This is a genomic window from Neobacillus rhizosphaerae, assembly GCF_937468385.1.
GTDB classification, from domain to species: Bacteria; Bacillota; Bacilli; order Bacillales; family Cytobacillaceae; genus Neobacillus; species Neobacillus rhizosphaerae.
The window spans coordinates 92,434-110,004 of record NZ_CALBWS010000003.1 but is presented as its reverse complement, the minus strand read 5'-3'; the positions used below and the strand labels follow the sequence as shown (position 1 = coordinate 110,004).

General features: G+C 36.8%; 14 protein-coding genes. 8 read left to right on the top strand and 6 right to left on the bottom strand.

Translation table 11 applies throughout. The features are described 5' to 3' along the window. The first annotated feature begins 57 nt into the window (after window positions 1-57). The 3 genes from M5A78_RS04695 to ftsH all read left to right on the top strand — a co-directional run bounded on the left by M5A78_RS04695 (window position 58) and on the right by ftsH (window position 3,565). A complete protein-coding gene (locus M5A78_RS04695; protein ID WP_248734120.1) occupies window positions 58-819 on the top strand; it encodes an NAD-dependent protein deacylase in 762 nt (253 codons plus the stop codon). 236 nt (window positions 820-1,055) lie between these two features. Then, window positions 1,056-1,661 carry a TetR/AcrR family transcriptional regulator gene (locus M5A78_RS04690; RefSeq protein ID WP_248734119.1) on the top strand — a complete coding sequence of 202 codons (606 nt, stop codon included), beginning with the start codon at window positions 1,056-1,058 and terminating at the stop codon, window positions 1,659-1,661. 80 nt (window positions 1,662-1,741) lie between these two features. Next, window positions 1,742-3,565 (top strand): ATP-dependent zinc metalloprotease FtsH, encoded by a 1,824-nt coding sequence (gene ftsH / locus M5A78_RS04685; protein WP_248734118.1) that lies wholly within the window; start codon window positions 1,742-1,744, stop codon window positions 3,563-3,565. Window positions 3,566-3,854: 289 nt separating this feature from the next. Here the strand turns inward: ftsH and M5A78_RS04680 are convergent, their stop codons facing one another. Further along, window positions 3,855-5,195, bottom strand: coding sequence for a TldD/PmbA family protein (locus M5A78_RS04680; protein WP_248734215.1), 1,341 nt, complete (start codon window positions 5,193-5,195; stop codon window positions 3,855-3,857). A gap of 6 nt (window positions 5,196-5,201) precedes the next feature. After that, window positions 5,202-6,590, bottom strand: coding sequence for a TldD/PmbA family protein (locus M5A78_RS04675; RefSeq protein ID WP_248734117.1), 1,389 nt, complete (start codon window positions 6,588-6,590; stop codon window positions 5,202-5,204). A 218-nt stretch (window positions 6,591-6,808) separates the two neighbouring features. On the opposite strand from M5A78_RS04675, the gene M5A78_RS04670 reads away from it, so the two are divergent. Continuing rightward, the gene (locus tag M5A78_RS04670; RefSeq protein WP_248734116.1) at window positions 6,809-6,994 is read left to right on the top strand and encodes a hypothetical protein; all 186 of its coding nucleotides are present in this window, start codon (window positions 6,809-6,811) and stop codon (window positions 6,992-6,994) included. On the opposite strand, the gene M5A78_RS04665 is transcribed toward M5A78_RS04670, so the two are convergent. Further along, on the bottom strand, window positions 6,991-7,827 hold the full coding sequence (locus M5A78_RS04665) for an SDR family oxidoreductase (RefSeq protein ID WP_248734115.1): 837 nt from the start codon (window positions 7,825-7,827) through the stop codon (window positions 6,991-6,993). The genes M5A78_RS04670 and M5A78_RS04665 overlap by 4 nt on opposite strands. 405 nt (window positions 7,828-8,232) lie before the next feature. Here M5A78_RS04665 and M5A78_RS04660 point away from each other — a divergent pair, with 405 nt between their 5' ends. After that, window positions 8,233-9,057, top strand: a complete 825-nt coding sequence (locus M5A78_RS04660) for a formate/nitrite transporter family protein (protein ID WP_248734114.1) — start codon at window positions 8,233-8,235, stop codon at window positions 9,055-9,057. A 191-nt stretch (window positions 9,058-9,248) separates the two neighbouring features. Here M5A78_RS04660 and pabB read toward each other — a convergent pair whose 3' ends face one another. Further along, a complete protein-coding gene (pabB, locus tag M5A78_RS04655) occupies window positions 9,249-10,991 on the bottom strand; it encodes an aminodeoxychorismate synthase component I (protein ID WP_248734113.1) in 1,743 nt (580 codons plus the stop codon). Then, entirely contained in the window at window positions 10,960-11,583 is a 624-nt protein-coding gene (locus M5A78_RS04650; protein WP_248734112.1) for an anthranilate synthase component II, read from the bottom strand. The genes pabB and M5A78_RS04650 overlap by 32 nt, the downstream gene beginning before the upstream one ends. A gap of 236 nt (window positions 11,584-11,819) precedes the next feature. Between M5A78_RS04650 and M5A78_RS04645 the strand changes: the two genes are divergently transcribed. Then, on the top strand, window positions 11,820-12,977 hold the full coding sequence (locus tag M5A78_RS04645; protein WP_248734111.1) for a glycerate kinase: 1,158 nt from the start codon (window positions 11,820-11,822) through the stop codon (window positions 12,975-12,977). Between the two features lie 121 nt (window positions 12,978-13,098). Here M5A78_RS04645 and M5A78_RS04640 read toward each other — a convergent pair whose 3' ends face one another. Continuing rightward, window positions 13,099-13,782 carry a YdeI/OmpD-associated family protein gene (locus M5A78_RS04640; RefSeq protein WP_319942254.1) on the bottom strand — a complete coding sequence of 228 codons (684 nt, stop codon included), beginning with the start codon at window positions 13,780-13,782 and terminating at the stop codon, window positions 13,099-13,101. Between the two features lie 547 nt (window positions 13,783-14,329). Here M5A78_RS04640 and M5A78_RS04635 point away from each other — a divergent pair. Together M5A78_RS04635 and M5A78_RS04630 are read left to right on the top strand one after the other, a co-directional pair. Continuing rightward, window positions 14,330-15,871: an MDR family MFS transporter gene (locus M5A78_RS04635; protein WP_248734109.1), complete on the top strand. Its 1,542-nt coding sequence runs from the start codon at window positions 14,330-14,332 to the stop codon at window positions 15,869-15,871. Window positions 15,872-16,103: 232 nt separating this feature from the next. Continuing rightward, complete coding sequence (locus M5A78_RS04630; RefSeq protein WP_248734108.1) at window positions 16,104-17,414, top strand: DUF4139 domain-containing protein; 1,311 nt, start codon at window positions 16,104-16,106, stop codon at window positions 17,412-17,414. Window positions 17,415-17,571 lie beyond the last annotated feature (157 nt).

Sequence of the window (17,571 nt, the reverse complement as noted above, 5' to 3'; positions counted from 1 at the left end):
GATTGCAATTTGGTCCTTGTGGATTCTGACAAGTAGAACAGAAGGAGACATATTCAAATGGAAAACAACTTGATATATACATGTAAAAACCTCATTAAAGAGGTAAAGAACATCGTCGTTCTTACAGGTGCAGGAATTAGTACGGAATCGGGGATAAAGGATTTCCGTTCAAGAACTGGGATTTATCAGTTGGCACCTGAGTATATCCTCTCGCTTGATTATTTTTATAAACATCCAAAAGAGTTTTACCAATTTGCAATCGAACATCTTTATCACCCAGCGGCGGTTCCGAATATTGGCCATGAAATTCTTGCAACATGGGAAAAAGAAGGCAAGGTTACCCAAATCATTACCCAAAATATAGATGGATTACATCAAAGAGCGGGAAGTAACAATGTCATTGAGTTCCATGGAACAATGAAAACAGCAACTTGCCAAAATTGTGGAAAAATCTATTCGACTGATGAAATGGTCAAGAGGATGAAGACGATGGAGGAATTTTATCTCTGTGACCATTGTGTCAATAAAGATAAAAAAAGCAGCTACATAAAACCGGATGTGGTCTTGTTTGGTGATTCTGGAGAATGGTTTACAATCGAAGGGTTTAACGCGATCATAAACACCATTTCGCAAGCAGATTGTGTATTGGTTTTAGGTACGAGTTTAAAAGTAACGCCATTCTCCACTTTTCCACAATACAGAAAGACAGGTATACCTTTGATAATTATTAATAAAGGAGATACACCTTATGACCTAGAACCAAATACATATGTTATTCAAGAATCGATCGGAGAAGCTCTGACCAAAATTAATGTGTAAAAATCCAAAGGACAAATTATTAGAAATTTGAGTGGTTACGAAAGATATAAAAAAGCTATTATTTATCAATATGCAACCTCATAGATGGTTACAGTTCCTCAGCGATTTAAGGGTTTTAAGCGCTTGGGGACTGGAACCATTTTCTGTTTTTTGACAAGTGACAGATTGTCATTTATTATAAATAGATAATGCTGCAATGTCACATTAGCTGTTTGAATGATAGGGGTTAGGAGCCAATGCCAAAGATAACTTTTTATAATTTACCAGATAATAAAAAGAAAATGTTAATTCATGCAGCCAAAAAGGAATTTTCTAGGGTGCCATTAAACGATGCTTCCATTTCGAATATTATTAAAACTGCACGAATACCACGTGGCAGTTTTTATCAGTACTTTGAAGACAAAGAGGATGCCTATTTTTTCTTATTAAATGAATTTGTTATTAATATTAATGACAACTTTGTTTTGCTCCTAAAAAAATATGATGGGGATTTATTTGAAACGATGATTGATTTTTTTCAATTGATTATCGAGGAAGAAGAAAATGTTACCTTTCTGGAAAATGCTTTCTTAAACATGACATATAAAATAGAATATACCTTTTCAAAGATTTTTAGGGATTGTGAAAGTAACGAAAATATTAAAGAAATTACAGATTTAATCAATACAAGCGGTTTGAATATTTCAAATGACAGGGATTTGCGCCATATCATGCAAATAATATCAACCATCACTTTTCGTAATGTTGTGGAGAAATTTGGCAAAGAGTTATCTCAGCAAGAAGCTTTGAGTAATTATATAATAGAAATAAATCTGTTAAAAAATGGACTAGCTCGTAAATAAAATCGATGCTTTGGTCATCATGTAAAATTGGTTAAGAAAGAGCATACTAATTTAAGACTAGTCAACGTGGAGGAACTTAGATGAAACAAATAAAGCCACCAAAGAAACCACTCGTATATTACTATGGAGTTACATTAGTAATTATTTTGCTGCTAAATTCTTTTATTTTTCCAGCCATTTTTAATCACTCTGTAAAAGAAGTTGATTATGGTACATTTTTAACAATGGTTGAAAAAGGTAAAGTAAAACAGGTTGAAATTGAAGATAACACAATTATGTTTAAGCCAGTTGATACAAAAGAGGCTAAGGAATTCAAGACGGGAAAAATAGACGATCCTAAATTAGTTGATCGGTTGCATAAGGCAAATGTTAAATTTACCAAGGTGATACCAAAAGAAACCTCGCCACTAATAAATTTCATTTTGACTTGGATCCTACCGTTTCTAATCTTTATTGCTATCGGTCAATGGCTTATGAAAAAGATGCAAAACAAGATGATGGGCGGAGGAGGACCGATGTCCTTTGGCAAAAGTAAGGCAAAAGTATATGTGGAAACCGAAACAGGTATTACCTTTAAAGATGTAGCAGGTCAGGATGAAGCTAAGGAGGCTTTGCAGGAAATTGTCGATTTCCTTCATAATCCGAAAAAATACAAAGAAATCGGAGCAAATATTCCTAAGGGAGCTTTGTTAGTAGGACCTCCAGGAACAGGAAAAACCCTTTTGGCAAAAGCTGTGGCAGGGGAATCCAAGGTTCCATTCTTTTCAATGTCCGGTTCTGAATTTGTTGAGATGTTTGTTGGTATGGGTGCTGCCAGAGTTCGAGATTTATTTAAACAAGCTCAAGAAAAAGCACCGTGTATTGTGTTTATTGATGAAATTGATGCAATCGGTAAAAGCCGAAATTCAGGCATAGCCGGCGGTAATGATGAAAGGGAACAAACATTAAATCAGCTTTTAACAGAAATGGATGGATTTGATGCGGATAAGGGCATCGTCATCCTAGCCGCAACCAATCGACCTGAAACACTTGATAAAGCACTTTTAAGACCAGGTCGATTCGATCGAAGAGTTCCGGTTGAATTACCTGACTTGACTGGTCGTGAGTCGATTTTAATAGTACATGCTACAAAAGTAAAATTAGCTGATGATGTTAATTTTAATGTGATTGCCAGAGCTACATCTGGAGCTTCTGGAGCTGACTTAGCCAATATTATCAATGAAGCGGCACTTAGGGCCGTGAGACTTGGCCGCAGTAAGGTGGTCCAAAATGATTTGGAAGAATCTGTTGAAGTGGTAATTGCAGGATATCAACGTAAAAATGCTGTGATTTCGATGAAGGATAAATTAACGATTTCCTATCATGAGATTGGCCATGCTTTAGTTGCGGCAAAACAAAGTCATTCAGCCCCTGTTCATAAAATCACCATCATTCCTAGGACTTCAGGAGCATTAGGCTATACGATGCAAGTGGATGAGCATGAAACTGTCCTAATGACAAAAGAACAGGCATTGGATAAAATAACCACCTATATGGGAGGACGCGCTGCAGAGGAGATTATTTTTAAAACGGTCACCTCAGGCGCTTCCAATGATATTGAACAAGCAACAAAGATTGCCAGAGCAATGGTAACAAGGTTTGGAATGAGTGACGAATTCGATATGATGGCATTAGAAACCGTCAATAACCCGTATTTAGGAGGAGACTCTTCCCTAATTGTGTCGGCAGAAACCGCATCAAAAGTAGATTCGGAGATCCTAAAAATTATCAAATCCTGCCATCAAAAAGCCATTCAAATTTTGGAGGATAATAAAGATAAATTGCACGAATTAACAAAGTATCTTTTAGAGAAAGAGACAATCTCCGGGGAGGAGTTTATGTCCATATTGGGAAAACAGGCTTGATGAGTACGAAAGATTGAGGTTATTCGTTCAGAAGAGATAGAGTTTAAATGACTGAATTTCCATAAAAATACCCCCATTTGGAAGATAATTTATATTTCCAATGAGGGTATTTTTCATTTTGTGATTAAATAAATTTATGGTCTATTTACAAATAAAAGGCACTTATTCGCAAATAACAAAGTAATAAGACTTCATTTCGATTAATTTGAAATGACAAAATAGCAATATGGACGCAAAAAAGGGTGTCCCAAAGCTCTACTTTTAGGACACCCACCCGAAAAAGCTCCTCTTACTCAACCGTAACCGATAATGATTTAACTAAAATTGATGGAGAACCAATTGGTGATAGTGGGAAAGTTAAATCCGAGCTAATTTCTTCGACATTCAATAATAATTGATAAAAATTACCCGCGATGGTCATTAAGTTAACAGGATATTGAACCTTACCGTCCTTCAGATAAAATCCATTAGCCGCAAGTGAAAAGTCACCCGAAACCGTGTTAGCCCCTGAATGCAAGCCAGATAGATTCGTAATTAAAACGCCTTCGTCTACGGAAGCAAGCAATGCTTCAAATGGGGTAGTGGAAGGCTCGATATAAAAATTGGATGGACCAACCTTGACAGCATTTTTATAAGAATCTTTATGAGCGTGTCCTGTGGTTTCCGTTTGCTCTTTTTTCGCAGTTTTTTGATTGTGTAGCAAAGATTGTAAGACACCTGATTCTACTAATGTTAGGTTTTTAGTCGCAACTCCTTCACTATCAAAAGTTCTGCTGGCAAGGCCTTCCTCAAGGAATGGATCATCAACAATCGTAATCTTTTGGCTAGCAATTTGCATTCCGAGCTTATCCTTCAAGGATGAAATACCTGCTTGAGTGTTTTCTGCAGAAAAATTAGACGAGAATGTTGCTAATAGACTAGCTGCTGCATCATTTCTTAAAAGAATCGGATATTCCTTGCTCGGTATATTTCTCGATCTTAATTGTGAGAGTGCTTCATCAGCGGCTTTTTTGGCAATTTCCATGGCATTTAAGCGGTGGAAATCTTTTGTCACTTGAAATTCAAAGGATGTTTTCGTTTCGGCTCCTTCTCTTACGATCGTTTCCACGATAACATACAAATAATTCATTTGATCAGTTAATGACAAACCTTTATTATTTGAAAGATTTCTAGAGACCGATTCTGTCCGAATGCCGCAATATTCTGTCCCAACAATTCTAGGATCTAGTGCAAGTAATTCACGTTCAACATCTTTAATAAATTGAATTTTTTCAGGAATGGGTATTTCATTTATGGATGGAGAGAAAAAATTTCCTTGTTTATAATGATTGCTTCCAGCAAAGATTTCTTCAATATCTTCATCATGCATTATTTGGGTATTTTCTTTAGCGTTATCTAACAAAAAGGGAATAGAGGCATCATCGATTTTTTCAGAATAGGCATAGCCCATTTTTCCATTAATGATCCCACGGAAGGATACGCCACCATCTTCTGCAATTTCATATTGATCAATTTCCCCTTTGTACACTTGGCAACCAAAAACTTCCTTCTTTTCATAATACATTTCTACATCTGTAAATCCGCTGCTTTGTGCCTCGTTAAATAGTTTCGCTTGAAATTCTTGTATCATCAACGCTTATTCCCCCTTTGTCCCACCGACGGTGATTTCGCTGACACGGATCATCGGTTGCCCTACGTTTACTGGAATACTTCCACTTTGTGAACCGCACATTCCTGCGCCATGTCCCAAATTATTTCCGACCATGTCGACAAGCTGTAAGGTTTTTGGACCATTACCGATTAAAGTAGCACCTTTCAATGGTTTTCCGAGCTTTCCATTTTTCACTTCATACGCTTCCATGACAGCAAAGTTATAATCACCTGTAGCTGGGTTCACTTGGCCGCCGCCCATATATTTTGTGTAAATCCCATATTCGGTATTGGTGATAATTTCTTCTGGTGTTGATTTTCCAGGTGCAATATATGTATTGGTCATCCTGGAGGTTGGAGCAAAGCGGAAGGATTGTCTTCTTCCAGAACCGGTTGATTCCATGCCCATTCTTCGTGAATTAAATTTATCAATTAAATAGCCTTTTAGAATACCATTTTCGATGAGAACATTTTTCCGTGCCTTTTCGCCTTCATCGTCTATATTGATAGATCCCCATTCGTTTTTCAGAGTGCCGTCATCGATATAGGTAACAATTTCCGGAGCGACCATTTCACCAAGGCGATTCGCAAACACAGAGTGGTTTTTCGCGACAGCTGTAGCTTCTAATCCATGTCCACAGGCTTCATGAAAAATAACCCCGCCGAATTCATTATCAATAATGACAGGGAATTTCCCACTTGGACATGGACTAGCATCCAGCATGGTCACGGCAATGCGAGCTGCTTCAGTTGCAAAATAATCCATATTTGAATTTTCGAAAAACTCAAAGCCTTGATGGGCGCCTGGTCCATAGAAGCCTGTTTCCATTTGGTTATCTCGCACTGCCACAGCCTGAATCGCCATCCTTGAGCGAACTCGTTTGTCTTCGATCAATTTTCCTTCAGAATTGGCAATCAGGACATTTTGTTCTTCATCCATGTAGCGAACAGTTACCTGTGAAATACTAGAATGATAGTTTTTTGCCGTATCATACGCATTTTTCATGATGGCTGCTTTGCGGGTTTTATCCACCTCTTTCGGTAAGAATTGAACGGGATTAATCGTTTCGAATGATTCTTTCACAAGAGGTGCCAGTTGAATAATCGTTTTTCCATTTATGGCATGTGCGGCATTTTTAGCTGCTTTTATAATGCCTTCTTTGGTAAAGTCGGTTGAATAAGCATAAACACTTTGCAATCCTTTAAATACACGGATGCCAATGCCAAAATCACGGCCGGAAAGACATGATTCGATTTTTCCACTTTGCAAGGTAAAATTATTGGTAAAACGGTCCTCTACGAAAATCTCAGAAAAATCTCCGCCAGTTGATAAAGCCGCTGTTAGTACGTCTTCAATTAAAGATTGATTTAGCATATGTTCCTCCTTAATATTATTAATAATGGAAAAATTCTGTATTTTTAAATTAGAATTTTCCTTATTAGATCCTACGTTAATATCATACAACATTTTTCTTTTGTGTGGTTAATTTTACCTTTTTGTTATAATTCTCAATATTACTAATCTAATTAACAAAAAATGTAAAACCTTTCTCTGTATCTTAACTTAAAATAAGGATTTTTAAAGGGAGGGAAATGTGGATTCAAATTTGTGCATACATTGAAGAAGTAGGGTTTTTAGTTTGTAAGAAAGAAGACGTTTCTATCGTTCAATTGGAAGAAGCGGTAGAAATAGAATACCGCCTCCTCCTTATTAACAGGGAAATCTCCTTTTTACATATTCTGCCCTTTAACGAAATCTTCTTTTGGAAAATGGATTAATGCCGTAGTTTTTTAATAATAACGGCTTCAATGAATTCCCAGGGAAGAATCGTTTTTAGAAACAGATTTTTCTTCACACTTTTACCGATCGGATATCTGAAGTTTGGAGATTTCCGTTGAGAGGCAATTTGAGCTACTAGTTTAGCTACTTCGGTGGGATTGCCATGTTCTGCTTTTCCACTTTCAATCTCTTTAAGGATGCTTTTCATATAGGATGAGTAGGGTGATTCAGTACTGATTTCCATATAATCCACGCTTGACCAAATATTGGTTTGATACGATCCAGGTTCGATTAATGAAACATCAATTCCAAATGGTTTAAGCTCCAGCCTTAAGCTTTCACTATATCCCTCAAGCGCATGCTTGGATGAAACATAAGCAGATAATCCCGGGAATCCCATTCTGCCACTAATGCTACTCATATTAATAATCCTGCCTTGCTTTCTAGCCCTCATAAAGGGAAGGACTGCATGGGTTACTGCAATTACTCCGAAAAAGTTGGTTTCAAATTGCTGCCGATATTCCTCGATTGAAAGATCTTCGCTGAACCCACCAAGTGCAAATCCGGCATTATTAACTAACACATCTACAGATACATAGTTTGTAAGTAAATATTTCAATTCATTTATAGATTTGCTAGACGTTACATCAAGTGAATGGATATGAATGAATTTTTCTAATTCCTTTTCTTTTGCAATTTCGAGTAATCGCTTTGCTTTTTTCACATCTCTCATTGTCGCAATGACAGTAAAGCCATTCACTGCCAGTTCGATGGCGCACAACATGCCAAAGCCGCTTGAAGAACCTGTAACTATTGCCGTTTTTTTGTTCATAATTTTCTCCTTCATCATTCCTTAACTATCATTAAACCATATATCCAATAAAATTGGTTTAGTTATAATATTTCCTATAGATAAAGAAGAGCAACCATCCTTAATGAAAGCAATTGTATGGCAGAAACAAAGAAAATTGCTGCTGAGTATGTTTGGAAAATAGCCCAACGAAACGCGAAAAATTAATGATTTATTTTTTGAAACGAGCTATTGAAGAAACGGTAGTATTAAGAATATTAGTAAAGAAGGGGAAGAAAAGTTTTTCATATAAAACATGTAAATACTGGTTGTAAGTAAAATAGTAATGAAATATTCACAGGATTTTGGGAGAAATTACGGTACAATAGAGTATGTTAAATCTTTCACAAACTATAAACAGATGATATTTTAAAAGGAGTCTATCTAATGGGATACAGTAAACCAGAAAAAATTATGGAAATCACCGTGGAAAATGGCATGAAAAAAACAAAGTACTCTCCATTACAGATACTGATATTAGGTTTTGAAGCAGGTGCATTCATTGCACTTGGATACTTACTTTCCATCCGGGTTACGGCAACTCTATCAATAAATTTAGAAGGATTAAGCAATTTGATTGGAGCATCAGTTTTTCCTGTAGGGCTAATTCTTACCTTACTAGCAGGTGGAGAGTTATTGACTGGGAATATGATGGCAGTGCCACTTGCAAGAATGGCGAATAAGATTAGCACAGGGCAGGTATTCTATAATTGGTTTCTGGTGACGGTTAGTAACTTCGTCGGCGCTATTTTTGTTGCCTATTTTTTTGGACATCTTGTTGGATTAACTGAAACGGGACCTTACTTAGAAAAGACAATTAGTATTGCAGAGCATAAACTTGAAGTGTCTTTTCTCCAAGCCTTTATTTCTGGTATTGGCTGTAATTGGCTGGTTGCTGCTGCCGTATGGCTTTGTTATGGTGCAAACGATATCGTAGGGAAAATAACCGGAATCTGGTTTCCAACGATGGCATTTGTTGCGATTGGATTTCAGCACGTAGTAGCAAATATGTTTGTCATTCCTGCTGCCATATTTGCCGGCCATTTTTCTTGGTTTGAATATTTTCAGAATTTTATCCCAGTCTTTTTAGGAAATGCAGTAGGAGGTACAGCATTTATAGCTATGGCTTATTGGCACGCTTTTAAGAAAAATGATTCCAACTACACAAAACCAAAGGTTATTCAGCCAATGGTAAAAAGTCGAGTAAGATAGAATTCATTTCGTTTTTCAATCACATTTTTTTGTTCAATTGCATGTTTACGTCAGCTATTAAATGTCGTATTCAAAACTGGATGGTGCCTTATTTTATTGAAGGGTGTCAGGCACCATCTTAAGCTTAAAATAGTCTTTCGGTGGGTCTATCACATGGGTAAAAAGCAAATTCGCGTTTTCTGATATTCCATCTATATTAATTGAACGTGCAGCCATTTCCGAACACTATTAATAAACCAGATTTTCGTGGTTTTTTGTAAGTCTGCAACTGTTAGTGTTTTTTCGTGAATTTTTCCATTTTTAAGTAACATTTCTCGAAAGGTGCCAGCTAATAAGCCTCTATTTAAAGGTGGTGTCCATAATGCTCCATCTATTTCCAAGACCACGTTTCCATTCGTAAATTCAGTCAACTCACCGTCTTCATTCCAAAGGAGCACGTCGAAAACAGCTGAAGGCTTCCACATTTGAAATTGAGCGTATACTTCCCGGTTCGTGGTTTTATGGTATAAGAAGGGATTATTTTTTTCTATTGGGTTGTCGGCTAGCATTACCTTCAGAGGTGCCTGCGGTTTGTTGATAGGAGTTCCTTCTATGGTGATGTTCCCATCGTTTTCCAAAAGGAGTCGAACTTTTAACTCCCCAATATTATTTTGACTTGAAAACTCGAGTAAGGCCTTTTTAACTCCCTCTGAATTATATAAAAAACCAAAAAATTGGGCTGACTTTTTCAGGCGATTAAGATGTTCTTGTAATAAAAAAAACTCCCCCCTGACTACTAATAAACTTTCCAGTAATTGAAACTCCGGTCTGTTTTCTTCAAGTAAGCTTGCCTTCGTCATGATTTCTTGATATTCATCTTCGGTAGTTGAATCCCAAGTAATTCCTCCGCCAACACCATAGGTGGCTATCCCAGATTGATGTTCAATCAATACGGTTCTAATTGGTACATTAAAAATGGCTTCTTTATTTGGTGAAATAAAACCAATCGCCCCACAATAAACTTCACGCGGTGAAGTTTCTAAGTTTGAAATGATGTTCATTGTGCTAATTTTGGGAGCACCTGTAATGGATCCACAAGGAAAAAGTGCTTTAAAAATATCAACAAGTTTCGTATTGGCAGAAACCTTTGCTGTAATCGTTGAAGTCATTTGATGTACAGTAGGATAATGTTCAATTTCAAAAAGCTGTGGAACGTTAACTGTACCAGGTTCAGCGATGATGCCTAAGTCATTTCGCAGCAGATCCACGATCATGAGATTTTCAGCGCGGTTTTTTTCAGAATGATAAAGCCATTTAGCGTTTGCTTCATCATCTGCAACCGATTTTCCTCTTTTAATTGTTCCTTTCATCGGCCGAGTGGTAATTTCGTCACCATCCAAGTGAAAAAACAATTCAGGAGACGCAGACAAAATACTATGATTGCCAGTGTTGATGTAAGCACAATAATTGGATGCTTGTGCTCTTTTCAATTTCTCAAAAAAAGCGATATCGTTACCTTGGAAATGGGAGTTAAGTCGAATCGTATAATTTGTCTGGTATGTATCGCCATTTTCAATCGATTGTTTAATCGATAAAATCGATTGATTGTACTCATCTGTACTTACGGAGGATTTCCATTCTGTGAGTGAATACGTACCAGTATGGCTAAGCGGTCGAAGCAATGGCTCTGGAAATATCCCAAACCATAACAGCGGTAAGCTAGTTCCCTCCTTAACTCTATAGGCAGAATCGAATGCAGCCGCACTTTCGTATGTAATAAATCCTGCAGCATAATAACCGTTATCAACCGCATCCTGAACAAGTTGAAAGCTCGGTATCACCTCGTCGATTGTATGCGCAATGATCACTTTGATTGGATTTTGAAATGTATGCGGCTTTATTTCACCGTTGGAATCTGCAAATTCAAAAGATAGGTGAGGCTGTTGCTGCTTCATTTTTTTTGTATCCCTCCTGATCTACCTTTGATTTGATAAAAAAATTCTCTAACATTTGTAATCCTTTTTCCGTCAAGATGGATTCGGGGTGGAATTGAACTCCTTCCACTCTAAAATGCTTATGTCGGATTGCCATTATTTCTCCATCCCCACTTCTTGCACTAATTTCAAAACAGGGAGGAAGGGAAGCTTCATCCACGATTAATGAATGATATCTGGTCACCTGAATGGGTGTAGGTATATCATTAAAAATATAATTTTGATCATGTCTAATAAGTGAGACTTTTCCATGCATCGGTTTTAATGCTTTTCTTATCATCCCACCAAAGGCTTGCGCAATAATTTGTTGTCCGAGGCAAACACCTAAAATAGGGATTTTCTGATAATACGTTTTAACCACATCTAAGCATAGACCAGCAGAATCAGGATTACCAGGTCCTGGAGAAATAAGAATATGATCTGGCTGCATCTTCTCTATATCGTCTAGCGAGAATTGATCATTACGAATTACAATGACCTTTTCGCCAATTTTTCGGATGTATTGGACTAAATTGAACGTGAATGAGTCATAGTTATCAATTACTAATATCACGGTTTTACACTGGCTCCATTTCGTATGAATGTGTTTTGTGAATAGTTTATCTCTTTTATTAAACCTTATTATGGTGGAACTTGTATAGAAAAAACTGATTCAGGCGTGATTTACCATTGGTGGAAAAATAATTATAATTAATGGTGTTATCTGTAATCAATAGGGTGGCTGGATTGTCACTCTATTCTTTTCAAGGTTTTTTTAACTTCTAATCCATTTGTAAAGGACAGAATGCTATGAAGTTTGTTTTAGCACCAGATTCATTTAAAGAGAGTATGACGGCGAAAAATGCTGCCCTGGCCATGCAAAAAGGAATACTGAAAGTTTTTCCTGATGCGGATTGTGTAATGGTTCCTATGGCAGATGGTGGGGAAGGAACGGTTGAATCATTAGTCAGTATGACGAATGGGGAAATTATTAACACCGAAGTGCTTGGACCATTAGGTGAGAAGGTGGTTGCAGACTATGGTCTATTGGATGAAGGGCATACAGCTGTTATTGAAATGGCAAGTGCAAGTGGACTAGAATTAATCAAACCAGAGGATCGAAATCCATTACTGACAACAACTTATGGCACGGGAGAATTAATCAAACATGCCCTTGAAAAGGGTGTGAGCCGAATATTAATTGGAATTGGCGGAAGTGCAACCAATGATGGAGGGACAGGAATGCTTCAAGCCCTTGGGGTCTCCTTTAAAAATAAGAACGGTGAAGAACTACCATTCGGCGGTGGTGCTTTACATCAATTACACACGATTGATTTGAGTGGATTAGATGAAAGAATTAAAAAGGTCAAAATGGATGTAGCCTGTGATGTAACAAATCCATTAATTGGTGAAAACGGTGCATCAGCGGTATTTGGACCGCAAAAAGGTGCAACTCCAGAGGTAGTGAAACTACTAGATCAAAATTTAGCTCATTTCGCTGACGTAATCCACCAATTCCTGAACAAAGATATTACCCATTTGGATGGTGGAGGAGCTGCAGGCGGAATGGGTGCAGGCTTAATGGCCTTTTTAAATGCACATCTAAAAAAAGGTATCGATCTGGTCATCGAATACACCGGACTTGAGGAACAGATAAAGGGTGCAGATTATGTTTTTACTGGAGAGGGCAGTATTGATGGACAAACATTATTTGGAAAGACACCTTTTGGAGTAGCAACGATTGCTAAGAAGCATTCAGTACCTGTAATTGCGCTTGCTGGAAGAATTGGAAAAGATGTCGATCCATTATATGATCACGGATTTACTGCCATTGTTGGAATCTTACATGGAGTTTCTACTTTAGAAGAAGCGCTTAAAGCTGGCGCAACCAATTTAGCCTTTGCATCAGAGAATATATGCCGTATTTTAAAAAATGAACAAAAATTCACAAATAGAGGATGCTACTAATTTTTTGACAGCATTTTTTGCTTTTCTAACATGATAAAAATATGAAAACACATGGGATTTTAAAAAACCCATGTGTTTTTCATTTGTTAAATAATTGTTGGCACTATAACTATGTTATATTCTATTTCCTTTGCCGCCTAAACAACTCCATGGATTTATAACCTTCTCCTAAAATGGTCTCCATTTCAAGTAATCGTTTTTCCTGAGTTTCTACCTTTTTGGCACTGTAAACATAGCGTGCCCAATCCTTTTGATACCCGAAGGTTAATTCGGTGTAGATTCTTAGTAAATCCTCGTTTTTGTTCAAATAGTTCTTAATTTCATCTACATGGACAATGTAGTCATCCACACATTGGCTATTTTTGGCGCTGGCCGCTTTTTTTGTCTTCTTTGGTGCGGACTTCAAACCGATCACAGTAAAAACATCATTTAGACTTACCATTCGAGAAAATTTTATGTTACTTTCAAGCATATAACCTTCCTCATTGACAGGTACTGCTTGAAAGAAGCTGTCACGATCTATGTATTCTTTATAGATCGGATTATTCTTTTTCGGATAGGCAAAGAATATGTATCCATTTTCCGTTAATAATTGTTTTTCAATTACTGACAGCAAATGGTTTGAAAATTCCTCTAGGCTAAAAATAAAAATAAAGATAAGATCATATTTTCCATTTTTGATCGTTGAGTCATATTCCATTCCATTGAAATCATCCATTTCTTCAGGCTTTTGAAGAATTAACTTCCGAGGATATTTATTTAAATTTAGTTTTTCGATAATACTTTTCGGTGAATTCACTTTCATTACTCCTATTCTTTTTCCCCTATTTTATATTTTCAGTGAAATTATATCAATTGAATATTTATTTGAAAAAAGCAATTAAACTAATAAGACTATTGCCGTTTTTATTTGTCAAACTGAAATGTCCTTTGCCGTAGTCAGCAATGAAATAGACAAATTAGTTCCAGACTTTGGAGATAGCCAGTTCACATGTGGGATTTTTTCTGTTCCCATAATTAGTAATTTATATCGGGTCGTGTTACTTTTTGTAAATTAAGCGATTAAAAAATAGTTTATAGATAAAGAATAATGATTATTTGCCCCTTTAGAGAATTCCACAAATATCAAATTTTTGCTGATAGCAGCAGCCTTGTAGGCCCATTTTTATCTATGATTTTTCATTAGACTTCAAGTATAAATATCAAAGGATTTATCATAAAAATATCAAAAAACCTTTAATTACTCGATATTTTTTGATTGCAAAATTTGAACTGAAGGTATATGATATGTTTTATTGTCTATCGAGATTACGGAAAAAGATAATGAACAACATGTCTAAGGGGGAACAAAAATGGATCATTCCGTTAAAAAGACTGATCGTCCACCGTATGGAGTTATTGCGGTGTTAATGATTGGAGCATTTATTGCATTTTTAAATAATACATTATTAAATATTGCCCTTCCTTCAATAATGAAGGATTTAAACATTGAAGCATCAACCGTGCAGTGGTTGACCACAGGTTTCATGTTGGTGAACGGGATTTTAATTCCAACAACCGCATTCTTAATTCAAAAGTTTTCTGTCCGCCACCTATTTTTATTGGCGATGGGTTTATTTACAATTGGAACGATTATTGCGGGGTTTGCTCACATTTTTCCTATTTTATTAGCAGGAAGGATGTTGCAGGCTTCCGGTTCAGCGATCTTGATGCCAGTCTTAATGAATGTCATGTTGGTAAGCTTCCCGATCGAAAAAAGGGGAACAGCCATGGGGGTTTTCGGATTAATATTAATGTTCGCACCGGCAATTGGTCCAACGCTATCGGGCTGGATTATTGAACACTACGACTGGAGAATGCTTTTCCACTTTGTCACACCAATTGCCATTTTAGTTGTATTGATTGGATTCTTCACCTTGAAAGATAAAAAGGATAAAGTGGATATTCGCTTAGATTTACTTTCATTAATCTTATCAAGCATCGGTTTTGGCGGTATTCTTTATGGCTTTAGTTCTGCAGGTAAAAAAGGCTGGGACAGCCCTGAGGTTTATGGGACAATCATTGTTGGGATCATTTCGTTGACCGTGTTTATCCTGCGTCAGATAAAGCAAGAACAGCCGATGCTTAATTTCAAAATCTATAAATACCCAATGTTTACTTTATCATCTGTCATTTCGATGATTGTGAATATGGCGATGTTTTCCGGTATGTTGCTACTTCCAATTTATGTACAAACCCTTCGCGGGATTTCACCGATGGATGCCGGACTATTGCTGCTACCTGGAGCCATTTTGATGGCCTTCATGTCACCTGTTACAGGAAAACTATTTGACAAGGTCGGCGGACGTATTTTAGCCGTTACTGGCTTAGCTATAATGGTCGTAACAACCTATTTCTTTAGCAAATTAACGCTGCATACAACGTATCAACACCTGATTATTTTATACTCGGTGAGAAGTTTTGGAATGTCGATGGTTATGATGCCTGTATCGACAAATGGGCTAAACCAGCTTCCAAGACGTTTTTATCCACATGGTACAGCGATGAACAATACCATGAACCAGGTTTCGGGTGCAATTGGAACAGCGTTATTGGTTACAATTATGACCAATCGTACAGCATCGCAGGCAAAAGAACTTGGAGCGGCAGCGTTGAAACAAATGGCACTGCATCCAACTACTTCTGTTTCACCTGCTGAAATGAAGCAGCAGATTATGGCTCAGGCAATGTTAAATGGAATCAACTATTCCTTCCTCATTGCTACCTTTATTGCAGGTGTTGCGCTAGTTCTTGCCTTCTTTATCAAACGGGCAAAACAAGCAGAAGATCCAATTGGAGGTACACCTTCCAAACCTTCTGTGAAAAATATAGGATCGAAATTGGCAGAGAATTAATGTATGGTTCCTGACACTATTTTCTATTTTGTGACGATATTGTTTTCGAAAGAAGTCCTCGAATTGCTGAGGGCTTTTTTTATGTCCGTACAAAAATACCACCTCATGTCTATGGAAAATATGGTAAAATTTTTATCAAAATAGTAAATTATTTGTAATGGTAGATTTCCGAGGGACGGGCTTTTAATTGTTAATTGTTTATTCTTAATCCAATTAAATGGAGGTACAAAAAATGGTTTACAAATCTTCATTATCCAATACTCAAAACCTATCAATAACGATTTATTATGACAACTTTGCTGTTGTGAAAGAAACGAGAGAATTCATACCACAGGAGAATGAGACCATTGTTCATTATTTAGATGTTGCGAAAAAAATTGAAACCGATTCCATTATTGTATCTGGTGTGGAAGTGAAAGAGTTGAATTATGAATTTGATTTAGTCGATAAGTACAAGTTGTTGGAAAAGTATATTGACCGGACTGTCTTTTTACAGGATTTGAAGACCAATGAGAAAACAGAGTACCGCTTGCTAAGTGTAAGTGGCGGTATCGTTTTAGAAAATGCAGCGACAAAGGAGATTGTTTTAGACGCACCAGGTGAGATTATTTTACCAAAGCTCCCAGATGAATTAATTGTTAAGCCTGCACTAGTTTGGAAAGTAGCTCCTTCAAATACGAAAACAATCAATGTTTCATATATAACAAAAGGAATTCGCTGGGAATCGAATTATGTGCTTAACCTCAAAAATGACACCTTTGACCTAGCTGGCTGGATTGAGATTGAAAATAATTCTGGGACTGCTTTTCATGATGCCAAGTTGAAAGTATTGGCAGGGGATGTGAACCGAGTTGAAGAGGTTGCAGATTACGATATTGAACCAGTTCTTTATAGCCGAACTAGGATGGAAGAAAACTTTGAGGAAAAGTCCTTTGCAGACTACCATATTTATACGTTAAGAGGAACTACTACTTTAAAAGATAATCAGGAAAAGCAAATTAAGTTTATCGAAGTTGAAAATGGGGTGTTCAAACGTTATTATGAGTTTGATTCTTACAGTGATCATCCAAAAGTAATGCTCGAAATCAAGAATTCAGTGGCTAATCATATGGGAATTCCCTTACCTAAAGGGAAAATTAAAGTCTACCAAGAGGATACAGAAGAGAACACCACCGAATTTATCGGCGAAGATCGCATTTCCCACACAGCGAAGGATGAAAAAGTCTCATTATATATTGGAAATGCCTTCGATATTGTTTGTGAAAGCAAAATCCTTAAACGCTATAAAATGAAAAACTATGAATATGAGAAGCATGAGTACATTTTGAAAAACAGAAAAAGTGAAAACGCACTGATTAAGATTAACCATTATATCAGTGAGAGGTTTTGGAAGATTGAGGAGTCAACAGATGAATTTAAAGAAGTTGACACAAACCATATCGAATTTTGGGCTGATGTATCAGCGGGCGAAGAGAAAACCATTAGCTTCGGAATAACCAGCGACCGCTCCATTTATATGGAAATTAAGAAGTCTGAGGATTAATAGTGTGTGAAATGAAATGCCAGGAAAAATCCAACTAGCTAGATGGAGCTTCCTTGGCATTTTTTTTAAAGGAATGTTAAGAGTACTATATAAAAAACTCCATTATATTGGTAAAATATTTAGATAAAGGTGTTTTATGTAAAACTATTAATTTAGA